Annotated in this window: 13 protein-coding genes; 5 read left to right on the forward strand and 8 right to left on the reverse strand. The window is 62.4% G+C overall.

Annotation, left to right across the window (positions count from 1 at the left end; translation table 11 throughout):
* Positions 1 to 60 precede the first annotated feature (60 nt).
* The 4 genes from AC3WTO_RS02695 to thrC form a co-directional block, all read right to left on the reverse strand.
* Positions 61 to 2895 carry an EAL domain-containing protein gene (locus AC3WTO_RS02695; protein ID WP_492459138.1) on the reverse strand — a complete coding sequence of 945 codons (2835 nt, stop codon included), beginning with the start codon at positions 2893 to 2895 and terminating at the stop codon, positions 61 to 63.
* Between the two features lie 158 nt (positions 2896 to 3053).
* Positions 3054 to 3650, reverse strand: coding sequence for a GNAT family N-acetyltransferase (locus AC3WTO_RS02700; protein ID WP_492459139.1), 597 nt, complete (start codon positions 3648 to 3650; stop codon positions 3054 to 3056).
* Between the two features lie 15 nt (positions 3651 to 3665).
* Complete coding sequence (locus AC3WTO_RS02705; RefSeq protein WP_492459140.1) at positions 3666 to 4958, reverse strand: M16 family metallopeptidase; 1293 nt, start codon at positions 4956 to 4958, stop codon at positions 3666 to 3668.
* A 14-nt stretch (positions 4959 to 4972) separates the two neighbouring features.
* On the reverse strand, positions 4973 to 6370 hold the full coding sequence (gene thrC, locus AC3WTO_RS02710; RefSeq protein ID WP_492459141.1) for a threonine synthase: 1398 nt from the start codon (positions 6368 to 6370) through the stop codon (positions 4973 to 4975).
* A 141-nt stretch (positions 6371 to 6511) separates the two neighbouring features.
* Between thrC and AC3WTO_RS02715 the strand changes: the two genes are divergently transcribed.
* Complete coding sequence (locus AC3WTO_RS02715) at positions 6512 to 7288, forward strand: hypothetical protein (RefSeq protein ID WP_492459142.1); 777 nt, start codon at positions 6512 to 6514, stop codon at positions 7286 to 7288.
* A 67-nt stretch (positions 7289 to 7355) separates the two neighbouring features.
* Here the strand turns inward: AC3WTO_RS02715 and AC3WTO_RS02720 are convergent, their stop codons facing one another.
* Positions 7356 to 8045 (reverse strand): HAD family hydrolase, encoded by a 690-nt coding sequence (locus AC3WTO_RS02720; RefSeq protein WP_492459143.1) that lies wholly within the window; start codon positions 8043 to 8045, stop codon positions 7356 to 7358.
* Between the two features lie 343 nt (positions 8046 to 8388).
* Between AC3WTO_RS02720 and AC3WTO_RS02725 the strand changes: the two genes are divergently transcribed.
* On the forward strand, positions 8389 to 9522 hold the full coding sequence (locus AC3WTO_RS02725) for a site-specific DNA-methyltransferase (RefSeq protein ID WP_492459144.1): 1134 nt from the start codon (positions 8389 to 8391) through the stop codon (positions 9520 to 9522).
* Between the two features lie 68 nt (positions 9523 to 9590).
* Here AC3WTO_RS02725 and AC3WTO_RS02730 read toward each other — a convergent pair whose 3' ends face one another.
* The 3 genes from AC3WTO_RS02730 to mutY are packed head-to-tail and all read right to left on the reverse strand — an operon-like array spanning position 9591 to position 11682.
* Complete coding sequence (locus AC3WTO_RS02730; RefSeq protein ID WP_492459145.1) at positions 9591 to 9953, reverse strand: nuclear transport factor 2 family protein; 363 nt, start codon at positions 9951 to 9953, stop codon at positions 9591 to 9593.
* Entirely contained in the window at positions 9950 to 10561 is a 612-nt protein-coding gene (locus AC3WTO_RS02735) for an HAD family hydrolase (protein WP_492459146.1), read from the reverse strand. Before AC3WTO_RS02735 ends, AC3WTO_RS02730 begins: the two co-directional genes overlap by 4 nt.
* Entirely contained in the window at positions 10558 to 11682 is a 1125-nt protein-coding gene (gene mutY / locus AC3WTO_RS02740; RefSeq protein WP_492459147.1) for an A/G-specific adenine glycosylase, read from the reverse strand. The genes AC3WTO_RS02735 and mutY overlap by 4 nt, the downstream gene beginning before the upstream one ends.
* A gap of 50 nt (positions 11683 to 11732) precedes the next feature.
* Between mutY and AC3WTO_RS02745 the strand changes: the two genes are divergently transcribed.
* The 3 genes from AC3WTO_RS02745 to smc all read left to right on the forward strand — a co-directional run bounded on the left by AC3WTO_RS02745 (position 11733) and on the right by smc (position 16630).
* The gene (locus AC3WTO_RS02745; RefSeq protein WP_492459148.1) at positions 11733 to 12230 is read left to right on the forward strand and encodes a DUF721 domain-containing protein; all 498 of its coding nucleotides are present in this window, start codon (positions 11733 to 11735) and stop codon (positions 12228 to 12230) included.
* A 143-nt stretch (positions 12231 to 12373) separates the two neighbouring features.
* Positions 12374 to 13108, forward strand: coding sequence for a DsbA family protein (locus AC3WTO_RS02750; RefSeq protein ID WP_492459149.1), 735 nt, complete (start codon positions 12374 to 12376; stop codon positions 13106 to 13108).
* A gap of 60 nt (positions 13109 to 13168) precedes the next feature.
* Positions 13169 to 16630, forward strand: coding sequence for a chromosome segregation protein SMC (gene smc / locus AC3WTO_RS02755; protein ID WP_492459150.1), 3462 nt, complete (start codon positions 13169 to 13171; stop codon positions 16628 to 16630).
* Positions 16631 to 16707 lie beyond the last annotated feature (77 nt).

Raw genomic sequence — 16707 nt, forward strand, 5'->3', positions numbered from 1 at the left:
CCGCGCGCCGCGCCGGCGTTTGAGGCGTCCTGGATGTGTTAACATCCAGGACCTATCTAACTAGGCCTGCGTCAGCGGATACTGTTCGCGCAGCAGCTTGATCACGGCATCGCCGTTCATCGGGGCGCCGAACATGAAGCTCTGCACATATTCGCAGCCCATCTGGCGCAGTTCCAGGGCATCGCTCTGGTCGGAAATGCCTTCCGCGACCACCGCGAGTCCCAACTCGTGGGCCATGTTGACCATGGAGCGAAGCAACACGGCGCGCTTGGGCGAGGTGTCGTCGATGAAGCTCTTGTCGATCTTGATCGTGTCGAACGGGAAACGGGTCAGGTAGGACAACGACGAATAGCCGGTGCCGAAATCGTCGAGCGACAGGCCGATGCCCAGCTGTTTCAGCTTGGCCAGCACATGCGCGGCCTGTTCGGGGTTGTCCATAACCAGCGATTCGGTGAGCTCAAGGCGCAGACATCGCGGCTTCAGTCCGGCGCGCGCGATCACCGAGCGGACATCGGTGACGAGGTCGCGGCGGATGAGCTGGCGGCTGGAGAGGTTGACCGAGACCGACAGCGGCGTGTCGCCGATATGCTTCTGCCAGCCCGCCAGGTCTTCCGCCGCCTTCTGCATCGCGAAGAGGCCGAGCTGCACGATGAGCCCGCAGCTCTCGGCCACTGGAATGAAATCGGCCGGCGGGATCATGCCGCGGCGCGGATGATCCCAGCGCAGCAGGGCTTCGAAACCGGCGACGGTGTAGTCCTCCAGCCTGACGATTGGCTGATAGGCAAGGGTGAATTCGCGCCGCTCGATGGCTCGGCGCAGGTCGGACTCGAACTGCAGCCGGTCGGTGCCGACGGTGCGGAAGGCAGGCCGGAAAGGCTCGATGCGATCGCCGCCGAAGCGCTTGGCCTGGTGCATGGCGAGCTCGGCATCCTTGACCAGGTCCTCTGCCGAGGTCTGGTCGGACGTCCAGGTGATCAGGCCGACAGAGGCGGTCAGCACGATCTCGCGTTTGGCGAAGGTGATCGGCGAGCTGATCGCATGTTTGATGGCATCCGCCATGGCGGCAATGCGGGCGGGATCTTGCTCGGAAAGCAGCATCAGCGCGAACTGGTCGCCGGCGAAACGCGACAGCGAGTCCTTTGGCTTGAGCAGCCGGTGCAGGCGCCGCGCCACGGTGAGCAGGATGGTGTCGCCGGCCGAGATGCCCAGGCCGTCATTGACCTGCTTGAAGCGGTCGATATCGATGACGAAGACGGTCGGCCGGACCTTGTCCTCGGTGCGGGCGATCGAGATGATCGCTTCCAGCCGGTTCATGAACAGCTCGCGGTTCGGCAGACCGGTAAGATTGTCGTGCACGGCATCGTGCAGAAGCCGCTCTTCCGATTTCTTCTGCTCGGTGACGTCGACCATCGTGCCGACGCAGCGGATGACCTCGCCGTCGGAACCGATCACCGGGCGGGCTCTCAGCGCGAACCAGTGATAGTGGCCGTCGGCACCGCGCAGGCGGAAATTCTGCGCTACGCGCCCACGCCGATGCTCCAGCACGACGTCGAGCGTGGTGCGGAACGTGTCGCGATCGTCCGAATGCAGAACCGGCAGCCAGTTGCGGGCCGCGCCGCCGAGACTACCCGGCGCGAGACCGAGCTGCAGGCTGACATCGGGGCGGGTGACGATGCGGTCGCGCAGCACGTCCCAGTCCCATACCGTGTCGCCGGAGCCGGCCACCGCCAGCGCCTGGCGCTCGAGGTCGGAGAACAGGCCCTGGTGCAGCGCCCCGCCGGCAAAGGCATGCTGCATGACGGTAAAGCCGATCAGCAGGATCACCAGGATCAGCCCGCCGCCAAGGGCTGGCTGCACGATGTCGTTGTCGAGCAGGCCGGTGATCGCCATCCACGACCCCGTGGCCCATAACAGCACCATCACCCAGCTGGGAATGAGCATGATGGCGCGGTCGTAGCCGCGTATGCCGAGAAAGATGATGAGGCCAAGGCCGGTCACCGCGGTGGCGGCAAACGAAATGCGGGCAATGCCGGCGGCAATCGCCGGGTCGATGATGGCGATGCCTGCGATCGCCGCAAGGCCCAGGATCCACACCACCGCGCCGTAGCTGAAATGGCCGTGCCAGCGGTTGAGGTTGAGATAGGTGAACAGGAAGACCACGAAGGTCGTGGCGAGCGCCACCTCTGCGCCGGCGCGCCAGACCTGCTCGGAACCAGGTGCCACCTGGATGATCTTGGCCAGGAAACCGAAGTCGATGCAGATATAGGCGAGCACGGCCCAGGCCAGGGCAGCGGTCGCCGGAAACAGCGAGGTTCCCTTGACCACGAACAGGATCGTCAGGAACAGCGCCAGAAGACCGGCGATGCCGATGACGATGCCGCGATAGAGCGTGTAGGAGTTGACGGTGTCCTTGTAGGCTTCCGGTTCCCAGAGATAGACCTGCGGCAGCTTCGGCGAGGCGAGTTCGGCGATGAAGGTGACGACCGAGCCGGGGTTCAGCGTCACACGGAAGACGTCGGCATCCGGGCTTGCCTGCTTGTCGAGTGCAAAACCTTCGGAAGGCGTGATCGCGGTAAAGCGCGTCGAGCCGAGATCGGGCCAGAAGATGCCTGACTTCACCAGCCGGAAATGTGGCGCGACGATCAGGCGGTCGATGACATCGTCGGTGGTGTTGGCAAGCGCAAAGACCGCCCAGTCACCGGTCGAGCGGGCATCATTGGCCTCGACCTCGATGCGGCGGACGATGCCGTCGGAGCCTGGAGCCGTCGATACCTGAAAATTCTCACCCTGGTTCCGGTAGATTTCGACCGCGCCGGAGAGGTCGAGCGCGACATCGTCGCGGGAAATCTTGATCGGTTCCACGGCATGGGCGGAAGCGGCGGCGAAAAGGGTCACGATCGCCGCAAGGACGAAAGCCAGAGCAATTCCAGGAAAAGTGTGTAGCGGTTTTTCGTCCGGAATTGCGTAAGAACAAAGAGTTAGAGCGTTTCCGCGTTTCCGTGAAAAACGGAAACGCTCTAGCACCGATCCGTTTCGCAGGAGTTTCGTCAAAATCAGCCCTTCGTAGCGTATGCCGGCAGATCGTCAGCGATCCGGGCATAAAGATAGTGGTCTTGCCACGCCCCATTGATGCGAAGATAGGAGCGCGCCAGTCCTTCACGCTGGAATCCGGCTTTTTCAAGCACACGGATCGAACGAATGTTGTCGGGAATACAGGCTGCTTCGATCCGGTGCAACTTGAGTGTGTCGAAGGCGAAACGCACCACGACCTTGACGGCGTCGGTCATCATGCCGCGCCCGGCATAACGTTCGCCGATCCAGTAGCCGATATGGCCGCTTTGTGCGACGCCATGGCGGATATTGCCCAGCGTGATCCCGCCGGCGAGCTTGCCGGAGCTTCGATCGAAAATGAAGAATGCGATCGCCGTGCCTTGCGCATAGTCCTCGCGATAGCGGCCGATACGGTGGCGCCATGCCGAGCGGTCGAGTTCATCGGGCGCCCAGCGCGGTTCCCATCGCTCCAGGAAAGCGCGGCTTTCCCCGCGCAATGCCGCCCACTCGCGATGATCGCTCGCCATAGGGACGCGCAACAACACCTTCTCGCCCTTCAGCGCCGGCAGGTCTCGGCGAAAGAAAGGGAGTGCGAACACGGCTGTCAGCCTGGATCAGACGGCGAGCTTCCGGGCCGCGACCTCCAGGCCCGGGAGTTGGTCGAGTACGGCCTCGTAAGGCGCCAGCGTGCCGACGGGGCCAACAGCGGCCAGCGTCGGCCGCGTCGAGAACAAGCGGGACGACAGGTCGGTCAGGCGTTCGGTGGTCAAAGCTCCGAGCCGCTCCATCAGTTCTTCCTTCGGGATCGGCCGGCCAAACAGCAGCAACTGGCGTGCGATCTGCGACGCCCGGCTGGCCGGGCTTTCTGCCGACATGATCAGGCCTGCGCGATACTGAGCCCTGGCGCGGTCGAGCTCTTCCTGGGAAATGTCCTCGCCGGCGCGCTGCAATTCGCGCACGATCACCGGCACCAGTTCAGCGATGTCGTTCTGGCCGGTTGCAGCATGGACACCGAACACGCCTGTGTCCGAGAAACCCCAATGGAAGGCATAGACCGAATAACAGAGGCCGCGCTTTTCGCGCACTTCCTGGAACAGGCGGGACGACATGCCACCACCGAGGATCATGGACAGGACCTGCGATGCATAGAAGTCGCGCACATGGTAGGCGCGGCCCTCGAAGCCGAGCACGATCTGCGCGTCCATCAGGTCCCGGTCTTCGCGGAAGTCGCCGCCGACATACTGGGCGTATTGCGGCGCGACGCTTTCCGCCTTCGAACGGAAGGAGCCGAGCTTTTTCTCCACCTCGCGGACGAAATCGTCATGCTTCACATCACCGGCAGCGACCATGACCATGCGCTCCGCGCCATACTGGCGCTCCATGAAATCATGCAGTTGCTTGGACGTGAAGGACTTGACCGTTTCCGGCGTGCCCAGGATCGAACGCCCGATGGTCTGGTGGCGAAAGGCGGTTTCGGTGAAGCGGTCGAAGACGACGTCATCGGGCGTGTCGTGCGCGGCGCCGATTTCCTGCAGGATGACGTTCTGTTCGCGCTCCAGTTCATTGGGGTCGAATTCCGATTCCTGCAGGATGTCGGCCAGGATATCAACCGCAAGCGGCACATCGTCAGACAGTACCCGAGCGTAGAACGACGTCGTCTCGACACTGGTGGCGGCATTGATCTCGCCACCGACATTCTCGATTTCCGAGGCGATCTCGAAGGCGGAACGTCTCTTCGTGCCCTTGAATGCCATGTGTTCGAGCAGGTGGGCCATTCCATGCTCATCCTCGCGCTCGTTTCGTGCCCCGGATTTGACCCAGGTGCCGAGAGCAACGGATTCGATGCTTGGAAGGGTTTCGGTGGCGACTGTCAGGCCGTTCGACAGACGGCTTACCTCAACACCCATATAGCTAAAACTCCCTAACGCGCCGCCCGGGAGCGGCGACGGACATAATCTTCCACCATTTTCAGGTCCGATGGAAGTACCGCATACTTTTCCTCCGAATTCATTAAGTCGGCAAGCCATGAAGGCAGGGAAGGGTAGATTCCGCTTGCCGCTTCGACTGCAGCCGGGAATTTCGCAGGATGCGCGGTACCCAGCACGATCATCGGAGTGTTGCTGGCCGATTGCAAGGCAGCGACATGAACGCCCGACGCGGTATGGGGATCGAGCAGGTAGTTCGAACGGGCTAGGGTGGAGCGGATCGTCTCGGCGACTTCGTCCTGAGTCGCGCGTCCGGCATCGAATTCTGCACGGATGCGAGCAAGCCCATCCGTCTCGATGGTGAAGGCACCGGACTGCTTCAGCGAATTCATATAGCGGCGCACCGTCTCGGCATCGCGCTGCGAGACCTCGAACAGCAAACGCTCGAAATTCGACGACACCTGGATGTCCATCGAAGGCGAGGTCGTCGCGACGACGCCCTTCATGCGGTATTCGCCGCTGGAAAGCGTCCGCGCCAGGATGTCGTTGTCGTTGGTGGCGATCACCAGGCGCTCGATCGGAAGCCCCATGCGTTTGGCTGCGTACCCGGCGAAGATGTCGCCGAAATTGCCGGTCGGCACGGTGAAGGATACCGGCCGGTCGGGCGCGCCGAGCGACAGGGCCGAGGTGAAGTAGTAGACGATCTGGGCCATGATGCGCGCCCAGTTGATCGAATTGACGCCCGACAGCGAGACCGCGTCGCGGAAGGCGTGGTCATTGAACATGTCCTTCAGCAGGCCCTGGCAGTCGTCGAAATTACCCTCGATCGCCAGCGCATGCACGTTGGCGGCGGTCGAAGTCGTCATTTGTCGCTGTTGTACCGGCGAGACGCGTCCGTTCGGAAACAGGATGACGATGTCGGTGCGCTCGCGCCCGGCAAAGGCCTCGATCGCTGCGCCGCCTGTGTCGCCCGACGTCGCACCGACAATGGTCGCTCGTTCGCCACGCTCGGAAAGCACATGGTCCATCAGCCGGCCAAGCAACTGCATGGCGACATCCTTGAAGGCCAGCGTCGGGCCATGGAAGAGTTCGAGCACGAAGGTGTTGGGCCCGGTCTGGACCAGCGGACACACCGCGTCATGACGGAATGTGGCATAGGCCTCGCGCACCAGCTTCGCGAACACCGCAGGGGCGATTTCGCCGCCGAGGAAAGGCGTCAGCACACGAATGGCGAGATCGGCGTAAGAAAGCCCGCGCATGGATTTGAGTTCGGCTGGCGAGAAATGCGGCCAGGTTTCGGGCACATAAAGTCCACCGTCCCGTGCCAGGCCGGCCAGCACTGTATCTGAAAATCCGAGCGCGGGGGCTTCTCCGCGGGTACTCACATAGCGCATTGTCGATTTTCCATTTCAACTGCCATTCCGGCCAATTGCCCTCACTTTGGGCTAAGGCGTGGATTTTGTGCGCGTCCTCAGTCGCATTTTTGCCGTCTCGTTGCTATAGGTCGCCAGCTTCGCGTGAGGGAACTGCTTTTTATGGTGTTTCGTTCGTCCAACAGCCGCCTTGTCGCGGGTTTCATGTCCATGGGCTTTATGCTGATCGTCGCAGGCTGCCAATCAAGCGACGGCGGTGGCTCCGGTGGTGGTTTCCTTGGAGTGGGCAAGAAGGACGAGGCGGCGATCAACGCCGACGTGGCCAAGGCCAAGGCTTCGGATCTCAGGGCGTATTGCCCCAAGGTCACGCTGCGCGAAGGCACGGCAGTCCACAACACCTATGGTAAGGCCGCCGCGAAACCGAAGGCGCCCAAGGGGCAGGACCCGGCGCTCGCAACCGAGACGACGCAGGACGATTCAGCCCGGCTTGCCTACCAGGCCTCGATCGGCGACGTGACGCGCGACTGCACGCGCGACAACGGCATGCTCAACATGAAGATTGCCGTGGCCGGCCGCATCGTGCCTGGCCCGACGGCGGTGCCGGGCACCGTTACCTTGCCGATCCGCATCGCCGTGGTCGAAGGCGACAAGGTCCTTTATTCGCAGATCTACCAGCATAAGGTGCAGGTTTCCGACACCTCGACGGCCACTCAGTTCGTGCTGAATGATTCCAACATCTCCATCCCTCAACCGGCTGCTGCCACCTATCAGGCCTTCGCAGGTTTCGACGAAGGGCCGAAGAAGGTGCAGAAATCGGACGAAGACCAGCCGGTGAAGCGCCGCGTGCGCAGGCCGAAGCCGAAGGCGGCTCCCGTGGCCAATGCGCCGGCTGCACCTGCACAGGGCAACCAGACCACCATCTCGGATATTCCGCGCTAGGGCGCGTTTCGCGGTGCGAAATTAAAAAGGGGCGTTAGCCCCTTTTTTGTTTGGTGGATAGCCTGCCTCAGGCGTCTTCCGACCACTCCGACAGCGCCGCCAGGACACCCTTCAGGTCGGACCAGCGGCTGATCACCGTTTCGGCGCCTGCCTCGGTCAGGATGTCGGCATGGCCAGGATAGCTGTGTGAGGCGCCGGTGAAGCCGATCACCCGCATGCCCGCGGCGCGGGCACCGTGGATGCCATGGGCGGAATCCTCGACCACGAAGGTGTTTGCAGGATTTGCTTTCAGCACCTCGGCTGCGTGCAGGAAGACGTCCGGTGCCGGCTTGGTCTTTCTCGACGGCGTTTCGAGTGCCGAGAAGATACGACCTTCGAACAGAGGCAGAAGCCGGACCTTTTCCAGCATGAAGGCGATGCGCTCCGAACTCGAATTGGAGCAGATGCAACGTGGCGCCGTCACCGAGGCGACGGCCTCGTGCACACCGTCGATGGCACGCACGTCGGAACGCAGCTTGCGGTCGACCAGTTCTTCGGCACGCGTGATCAGCGATGCCTGAAAAGGGATGTTCGCCTTGTGCTCGATCGCCATCATGATGTCTTTGAAGGTCAGGCCAGCATAGGTTTCGGCGATCTCCTCGGCGCTGATTTCGAAGCCTGCTTCGGTGATTAGTTCGGCTTCGACGCGTGCGGCGATGATTTCGGAATCGACGAGCACGCCGTCGCAATCAAAAATGACAAGGTCTGGCTGGGGCATGTCGGTCCATCTGCGTTGGAGCAATTCCAGGAAAAGTGCGTAGCGGTTTTCCGCCCGGAATTGCGTAAAAACCAAAGAGTTAGAGTGTTTCCGCGTTTCCGTGAAACACGGAAACGCTCTAGAAGCAATTCCAGGAAAAGTGCGTAGCAATTTTCCGTCCGGAACTGCGTAAAAACCAAAGAGTTAGGGCGTTTCCGCTAAAACGGAAACGCTTCAGGGAAGGCCGGCGCGGCATACACCAAGCGCCGGCGAGCGGCAAATCACGCCTTCACTTCATCAAATATTTACTGAAAACGGTAACCATAACGGCTGGTAAATGTAACGCGTGCCCTGGGTAATCAGCATGTCTGCCGTGCGTCTCCTCGACGAACTATCCCACACTCCTCAGCAGTCCGAATGGCTGGACACGATCCTGAAAGGCGATTGCGTCGCTGCGCTCGATCGGCTGCCGGAAAAATCGGTGGATGTGATCTTTGCCGATCCGCCCTACAACCTGCAGCTGGAAGGCACATTGCATCGGCCCGATCAGTCCAAGGTCGACGCGGTCGACGACCATTGGGATCAGTTCGAGAGTTTCGAGGCCTATGATGCCTTCACCCGTGCCTGGCTGCTCGCGGCACGCCGCGTTCTGAAGCCGAACGGCACCATCTGGGTGATCGGCTCCTATCACAACATCTTCCGCGTCGGCGCCAAGATGCAGGATCTCGGCTTCTGGATCCTCAACGACGTCGTCTGGCGCAAGACCAATCCGATGCCGAATTTCCGTGGCCGCCGCTTCCAGAATGCCCATGAAACGATGATCTGGGCATCGCGCGACCAGAAATCCAAGGGCTATACCTTCAACTACGAAGCTCTGAAGGCCGCCAATGACGACGTGCAGATGCGCTCCGACTGGCTCTTCCCCATCTGCACCGGTGGCGAACGGCTGAAGGATGACAACGGCGACAAGCTGCACCCGACGCAAAAACCGGAAGCACTGCTGGCGCGCATCATGCTGGCTTCGACCAAGCCGGGTGATGTCGTACTCGATCCGTTCTTTGGCTCCGGCACCACCGGTGCGGTTGCCAAGCGCCTCGGACGCCACTTCGTCGGCATCGAGCGCGAGCAATCATACATCGACGCCGCCAATGAACGCATTGCCGCGGTAAAGCCCCTCGAAGGTGTCGACCTGACGATTCTTGCCGGCAAGCGGGCGGAGCCGCGCGTCGCCTTTGTCAGCCTGATCGACAACGGGCTGGTCAAGCCCGGTACCACGCTTTACGACGCCAAGCGCCGCTGGTCGGCGAAGGTACGTGCGGACGGCACGCTTGCCGTCGGTGAGAGTGCTGGCTCCATCCACAAGGTCGGCGCCGAAGTGCAGGGGCTGGATGCCTGCAACGGCTGGACCTTCTGGCATTATGAACGGGCCGGCGGACTGACGCCGATCGACGAACTGCGCAAGATCGCGCGGCTCGGCATGGAACGGGCTGGAGCCTGATCTCGAACCGAAGTCTGCGACTGCTGCAGACTTCGGGCAAGATCGCGCGGCGAAACAAAAGCTAGAGCCTAACCCTCCACGTCCACACGGACGATCAGGCCATCACCGTCAAGAGTGATGGTCTCGGCGCCGTGCCGCTCCCGCCACACGCCGGTCTTTGTGCTGGTTCCTGTCAGCGACCATTCGGAGCGAGCACTGTTTGGCGACAGCTCTTCCAGCTTCTTGTCTTCCGCTTCCTGGTCCGGATACTCCTCGAAATAGGTGCGGAAAGCAGCCATCACGGCATCCCGGCCTTCGATGCGGCCGCCAACACCTTGTGAAACATAGACGACGTCCGGCGCGAACATCGCCTCGATGGCGGCGAAATCCTGGGCGTTGGTGACGTCGTGGAAACGGGCGAGTGTCTCGGCCGGATCATGCCTGGCGCTCATATCGCAATTCCCCGCTCGGTCAGGTCGCGCTTCAATGTTGCAGCATCGGTAAACGGCACCGCCTGCCAACCGGCTTCCTTGGCACCCTCGACATTTTTTTGACTGTCGTCGATGAACAGCGTCGCCGCTGGTTCAAGGTCGAAGGATTGGATGTGGTGGTCGTAGATGGCGCGGTCGGGCTTGATGAGTTTGATGTCGCCTGAAACGGTGACGCCGCGCGGCAGCTTCAGAAACGGAAAACGTTCCTGTGCTTCCCGGTACGTATCGGACGCGAAGTTGGTCAGCATGGTGACGTCGCGACCCTGGTCGATCAGCCTTTCCATCAGCGTGACGCTGTCGTCATAAGCGTGCGGCACCATCTCATGCCAATGCCGGCGAAAATTGCGGATGTTCTCGGCGTGGTCCGGGTGTCGAGCGAGCAACAAGCCTTCCGCTTCTTCCCAGGTGCGGCCGCGATCCTGTTCCACATTCCAGTCGCTCGTGCAGACATTGTCGAAGAACCATTGCCTCTCCGCCGCATCCGGGATCAGTCGGTTGAAGGGCAGGCTGGGATCGTAGTGCAGCAGCACCTTGCCGATGTCGAAGACGATGTGGCGGACTTCAGTCATGCTTTCCTCTTGTGCGGGCCCTTTTGGGTTGAGCCGGGCATAGCCACTTCGATTGCCTTTTTCATGACAGTGGGCAAGGCCTCGTCGTTGATCCAGCCCGGCCGTGACCAGAAGAAGCCTTGTGGTGCCGCCACGAAGTCGACGCTTGCGGCATAGACGCTGAGTTCCAGCGAAAAATGTGTGAAGACATGGCTGATCGCACCGCAAGAGCGCCAGTCTGCTGGAAACGGCGCGGCATCTGCTCCGGTGGCGCCGTCCACGCGTGCGGTCCAGCCTGTGGTCGGCACTTCGCTCATGCCGCCGAGCAGGCCTTTTTCGGGCCGCTTGTGCAGGAGAATGGCGCCATCGCTGCGGATCGCGACGAAGGCTGCTCCCCGTCGCGATGGCTTCTCAGGCTTGGCGAGCTTTACCGGATAGAGTTCCGGATCGCCGGAGAGGATCACACTGCAGTCCTGTCGCAACGGGCACGACATGCAGCGCGGCTTGCGCGGCGTACAGATGGTGGCGCCGAGATCCATCATCGCCTGGGCGAAGTCGCCCGGCCTGTCATGCGACAACATCTCTTCGACGCGTGCACGGATTTCCGGCTTGGCCAGTGGCAGCGGCGTGGCGATCGAAAACAGCCGCGCAACGACGCGTTCGACATTTCCATCGACAACAGCGGCAGGCCGGTTGAAGGCGATGGCCGCAATCGCGGCTGCGGTATAGGCGCCGATGCCGGGAAGCGCGCGCAGGCCGCTTTCGGTATCGGGGAAGCGGCTGCCCTGTGCCGCAATCTGGTCTGCGCAGGCTTTCAGGTTCCGCGCCCGCGAATAATAGCCGAGCCCGGCCCATGCCTTCATGACATCGTCGGAACTCGCCGCGCCGAGTGCCTGTATGGTGGGCCAGCGTTCCAGGAAAGCCTGGAAGTAGGCTTTTACGGCTTCCACGGTGGTCTGCTGCAGCATCACCTCGGAGAGCCAGACACGATATGGGTCCGGCTTCGCGCCTCTGGCCAGGTCGCGCGGGGCCACGCGCCAGGGCAGTTCGCGATGATGCGCGTCGTACCAGCCAAGCAGTCGGGTGGCGATATCGGTCCCGCTGTCATGTGCGGGCTTGCGGGTCTGGTCGGGCAGTGTCATTGATCGTTCGGGATGCGGTTCAGCCGGTCCTGCTGTCTGACGGAGAACGCATGACAGGGAAACCCCCTTACGGCAATCCTGTACCGGTCAGCGATCTCGCAACCGGCATTCTGGAACCGGTGCTGCGCAAGCGCGCCGGTATCTCGATCGGTCTCGTCCAGTCCTGGGAGGAGATTGTCGGGCCGCGGCTTGCAGGCACGTCGCGGCCCGAGCGAATCCAGTGGCCCCGTCGCATGCGCGAGGAGGATCCGTTCGAGCCAGCCGCCCTGGTGGTTGCCTGCCAAGGCGTTGCCGCACTTCATCTCCAGCATCAGGCCGATGAGATCATCGGTCGCGTCAACGCGTTTCTGGGCTTCCGGGCCATCGGCCGGATCCGTATTGTGCAAAAACCGTTGACGGAGACCAAGCGCCGCACGGCCCAGCCTCCAAGGCAATTGACCCCGTTGGAGAAGAGCCGGCTGGAGCGGGTCGTTGGCGTTGTGGAAGACGATGCCCTGCGTGCTTCGCTGGAGAGGCTGGGTGCCTCCATCATTGGCCGGCGCAAATAGACTTCACCGCGCTCTCGCGTTTTCGTGATCATTTCAACAGCTTTTCGCGATTGGACTCGGGGCCCGCAATGCCTTAATTCCCGCGAACTCTCGCTTTTCCTTGGCTATCCATTGCAAAATTCCAATCCTGATCAGGTGATTCGATGAACCGTCTTCTGTCTCGCAGACACATTCTGACCACGCTGGCCGTCGCACCGGCAGCGTTGGCGCTCGCGGCCTGCAACAAAGCAGGCGAGGCGGAAGCCGAAACGGCCAAGCCGGCCGAGCCAGCCAAACCAGCGGACACGATGAAGCCGGCCGCAAAGCCGACGGCGGCGGCTCCGCAGTCATCGGGTTCCGTCAACATGACTGAACTCCTCAAGCTTGGTGCGTTGCCGGAAAGGCAGCTCGGCAAGGATGACGCCAAGGTCACCATCGTCGAATACGCTTCCATGACCTGCCCGCATTGCGCGCATTTCCATGAGACAACGCTACCCGAGCTGAAGACCAAGTACATCGACACTGGCAAGGCACGTTTGATCTTCCGCGAGTTCCCGTTCGATCCCCGCGCCGAGGCGGGTTTCATGCTGGCGCGCTGCGCCGGCGACAATTATTTCCCGATGGTGGATGTGCTCTTCAAGCAGCAGCAGAACTGGGCCGTGGCTGAAAACGTCAAGGATGCCATGTTCCAATTGTCCAAGCTGGCCGGTTTTACACAGGAGAGCTTCAATGCCTGCTTGACGGACCAGAAACTTCTGGACCAAGTCAGATCAGTGCAGAAGCGCGGCGCGGACGAATTCAAGGTCGACTCAACGCCGACCTTCTTCATCAACGGTCAAACCTACAAGGGTGCGTTGTCGATTGAGGAAATGTCGGCCATCATCGACCCTCTGCTCTGACGTTCCGGCTGCGCCGGGGCGGCAGCGGCTCGGCGCGAGCGCCCGTACGGGGCTGCGCGAATGAAATTTTCGCGGCTGCGCCTGCTCGGTTTCAAATCCTTCGTCGAACCCGGTGAGTTCGTTATCGAACGCGGTCTCACCGGTATCGTCGGGCCGAATGGCTGCGGCAAGTCCAACCTGGTGGAAGCTCTCCGCTGGGTGATGGGCGAAAGCTCCTACAAGAACATGCGCGCGTCCGGCATGGACGACGTCATTTTCTCGGGCTCAAACACACGACCGGCCCGCAACACCGCCGAAGTCACGCTTTTTCTCGACAATGTCGATCGCACGGCGCCATCGGCCTTCAACGATGCCGACGAATTGCAGGTTTCGCGCCGTATCGAGCGCGAGGCAGGTTCGGTCTACCGCATCAATGGCAAGGAGGCGCGCGCCAAGGACGTGCAGCTTCTCTTCGCCGACCAGTCGACCGGCGCCCGTTCGCCTTCGATGGTCGGACAAGGGCGCATCGGCGAGTTGATTCAGGCCAAGCCGCAGGCGCGCCGAGCGCTGCTGGAAGAAGCCGCCGGCATTTCCGGATTGCACACCCGCCGCCATGAAGCAGAACTGCGGCTCAAGGGTGCCGAGCAGAACCTCGAGCGGCTGGACGACGTCGTCGGCGAGCTGGAAAGCCAGATCGAGAGCCTGAAACGCCAGGCGCGTCAGGCTTCGCGCTTCAAGAACCTTTCGGCCGACATCCGCAAGGCGGAAGCCACCTTGCTGCATCTGCGCTGGACGCTAGCTAAAGCACAGGAAGGCGAGGCGCGCTCGGCACTGGCAACGGCGACCGCGCTGGTCGGCGACCGCGCCAATTCGCAGATGAATGCCGCGAAGGAACAGGCGATCAGCGCGCACCGCCTGCCGGATCTTCGTGATGCGGAGGCCAAGGCCGCCGCTGCCTTCCAACGCCTGTCGATCGCCAAGTCGCAGATCGAGGAAGAGGCTGGCCGCATCACCGCTCGCCAGACGGAACTCGACCGTCGCCTGCAGCAGCTCGACGCCGACATCGAGCGCGAGGAACGCATGGTGCGCGACAATGCTGCCGTGCTGGAGCGGCTGGCAGCGGAAGAAACGACGCTGAATGCGGAAAATGCCGGCGCGGCCGAGCGTGAGGCCAACACCCGCGCTGCCTTCGAACAGGCGACGGCCACATTGACGGCCAGCGAGGAGAAGCTTGCCAAGCTGACCGCCGAGCGGGCGGAAGCGGCTGCTGGCCGCAATCAGATCGAGCGTACTTTGCGCGAAGCCGCCGAACGGCGCGACCGCTTTGCCCGCCAGCTTGCCGATGCCGATCGCGAGCTTGCCGAAATCGGTCAGCGTATCGCTGCCTTGGCCGATCCGGCCGAGAAAAAGGTTTTGGTCGAGGAGGCCACCGAGGCGCTTGCCGCCACCGAACATGCGGCACTGGAGAGTGAACAGCAGGTTGTCGAGGCACGCACCGCAGAAGCCGCCGCGCGCGCTCCGCTGCAGGAGGCCAAGGCGGAACTCGCCCGTGTCGAAACGGAAGCGCGCACGCTGGCGAAGATCCTGAATTCGGTTGGTGGGGGTGACCTTTTCCCGGCTGTGCTGGAACAGATCAGCGTCGAACGTGGCTTCGAGACCGCGTTGGGTGCAGCCCTTGGTGAAGACCTCGACGTGCCGCTGGATCGCAGTGCTCCCGTGCACTGGGGCGACGGTGAAGTGCAGGCGGGTGACCCTGCCTTGCCGGAGGGCGCTCGCAGTTTGGCCAGTGTTGTCAAGGCACCTGGGCAGTTGGCGCGCCGGCTCGCACAGATTGGTATCGTCGAAGCCGGTGACGGCAAGCGCCTGCAGGCATCGCTGCTGCCCGGCCAGCGGCTGGTAAGTCGCGAAGGGGCTCTCTGGCGTTGGGACGGCTTCACGGCGAGTGCCGATGCGCCGACGCCGGCCGCGCAACGTTTGGCCCAGAAGAACCGCTTGGCCGAGCTCGACGCCGAGGCCATTGCCGCCACACTTGTGGTACGCGCAGCCGAAGAAACCCTTGCCAAGGCGGAAGCTGGTCTACGTGTCTCCGTTGAAGCTGAAAAGGAAGCACGTCAGGCCTGGCGTGAAGCGCAACATGCGCTTGACGCAGCGCACAGTGCGCTGGTCCAGGCGGAAAGAGCGGCCGGTGAGTTCACGACACGGCGGGCCGCCCTGACCGAATCCCGCGCCCGTGTGGTCGAGGCCCACGAAGAAGCCTCAGCCATCTATGTCGAGGCGGAAGAGCAGCTGAAAGATGCTCCTGACCTTGCCGACCTGCAGTCTCGGCTCGAGCAGGCAGCCGCGCATGTCTCGCGCGATCGTGCGGCGCTCGCCGATGCACGCGCCGTCCATGATGGGCTGAAACGCGAAGCCGAGGCGCGCACGCGTCGTCTCGAGGCCATTCAGGTGGAGCGTAACAACTGGCTCTCACGCGCAGAAAACGCTTCCGCCCAGATTGCCTCGCTCGGTGAACGCAAGGCGGAAGCCGCGGTCGAACGCGAGCAGCTTGCCGATGCGCCCGACGAGCTCGACCGGCGCCGCCGCGCGCTGCTGTCGCAGCTTTCGGAAGCCGAGGCGTTGCGCAAGAACGCAGCCGACCGGCTGCAGGAGGCCGAAAACCGACAGGCCGAACTCGACAAGGCCGCGACGGCGGCTATCACCACGCTGGCAGAAGCCCGCGAAGCACGCGTGCGTGCCGAAGAACGGTTGACCGCCGCCGACGAGCGTCGGCAGGAAGTAGAAGGGCGTATCCAGGAGGCGCTCAACACGCCGCCGCATCTGGTTATCCGCCATACCGGGCTGGAGGCCGACAGCCCGATGCCCGACATGGGCGAGATCGAGCGCCAGCTGGAACGGCTGAAGATCGAGCGCGAACGGCTCGGTGCCGTCAATCTGCGTGCCGAGGAAGAGCAGCGCGAGCTATCGGAGCGACTGGAAACCATCGTTTCCGAACGTGAGGACGTCATCGAGGCGATCCGTAAGCTGCGCCAGGCCATCCAAAGTCTCAATCGCGAAGGTCGCGAGCGGCTGCTTGCCGCCTTCGAACTCGTCAACGGGCATTTCCAGCGGCTGTTCACGCATCTGTTTGGTGGCGGCACCGCCGAATTGCAGTTGATCGAGTCGGAGGACCCGCTGGAGGCCGGTCTTGAGATTCTTGCCCGCCCGCCCGGCAAGAAGCCGCAGACCATGACGCTGTTGTCTGGCGGCGAACAGGCACTGACTGCCATGTCGCTGATCTTCGCCGTCTTCCTCACCAATCCAGCGCCGATCTGCGTGCTGGACGAGGTCGATGCGCCGCTTGACGACCACAATGTCGAGCGCTTCTGCAATCTGATGGATGAGATGTCGGCGTCGACGGAGACCCGTTTCGTCGTCATCACCCACAATCCGATCACCATGGCGCGCATGGACCGCCTGTTCGGCGTCACCATGGCCGAACAGGGCGTCAGCCAACTGGTTTCCGTCGACCTGCAGGCTGCGGAAGCCATGCGCGAGGCAAGCTGAGCGACGCGCCTGCGCCATTCAGCTGTTGAACTTTCGACAATCCCGGTGATAGCACTCGCCCGATGATAGCACTCGAC

The organism is Mesorhizobium sp. EU05-FHT14A09 (assembly GCF_058790995.1).

Excerpts from the sequence above, each read along its gene's own strand:
- AC3WTO_RS02705 (WP_492459140.1), bottom strand. The coding sequence starts at position 4,958 with ATGGGTGTTGAGGTAAGCCGTCTGTCGAACGGCCTGACAGTCGCCACC.
- thrC (WP_492459141.1), bottom strand. The coding sequence starts at position 6,370 with ATGCGCTATGTGAGTACCCGCGGAGAAGCCCCCGCGCTCGGATTTTCA.
- AC3WTO_RS02715 (WP_492459142.1), top strand. The coding sequence starts at position 6,512 with ATGGTGTTTCGTTCGTCCAACAGCCGCCTTGTCGCGGGTTTCATGTCC.
- AC3WTO_RS02720 (WP_492459143.1), bottom strand. The coding sequence starts at position 8,045 with ATGCCCCAGCCAGACCTTGTCATTTTTGATTGCGACGGCGTGCTCGTC.
- AC3WTO_RS02725 (WP_492459144.1), top strand. The coding sequence starts at position 8,389 with ATGTCTGCCGTGCGTCTCCTCGACGAACTATCCCACACTCCTCAGCAG.
- AC3WTO_RS02730 (WP_492459145.1), bottom strand. The coding sequence starts at position 9,953 with ATGAGCGCCAGGCATGATCCGGCCGAGACACTCGCCCGTTTCCACGAC.
- AC3WTO_RS02735 (WP_492459146.1), bottom strand. The coding sequence starts at position 10,561 with ATGACTGAAGTCCGCCACATCGTCTTCGACATCGGCAAGGTGCTGCTG.
- mutY (WP_492459147.1), bottom strand. The coding sequence starts at position 11,682 with ATGACACTGCCCGACCAGACCCGCAAGCCCGCACATGACAGCGGGACC.
- AC3WTO_RS02745 (WP_492459148.1), top strand. The coding sequence starts at position 11,733 with ATGACAGGGAAACCCCCTTACGGCAATCCTGTACCGGTCAGCGATCTC.
- AC3WTO_RS02750 (WP_492459149.1), top strand. The coding sequence starts at position 12,374 with ATGAACCGTCTTCTGTCTCGCAGACACATTCTGACCACGCTGGCCGTC.
- smc (WP_492459150.1), top strand. The coding sequence starts at position 13,169 with ATGAAATTTTCGCGGCTGCGCCTGCTCGGTTTCAAATCCTTCGTCGAA.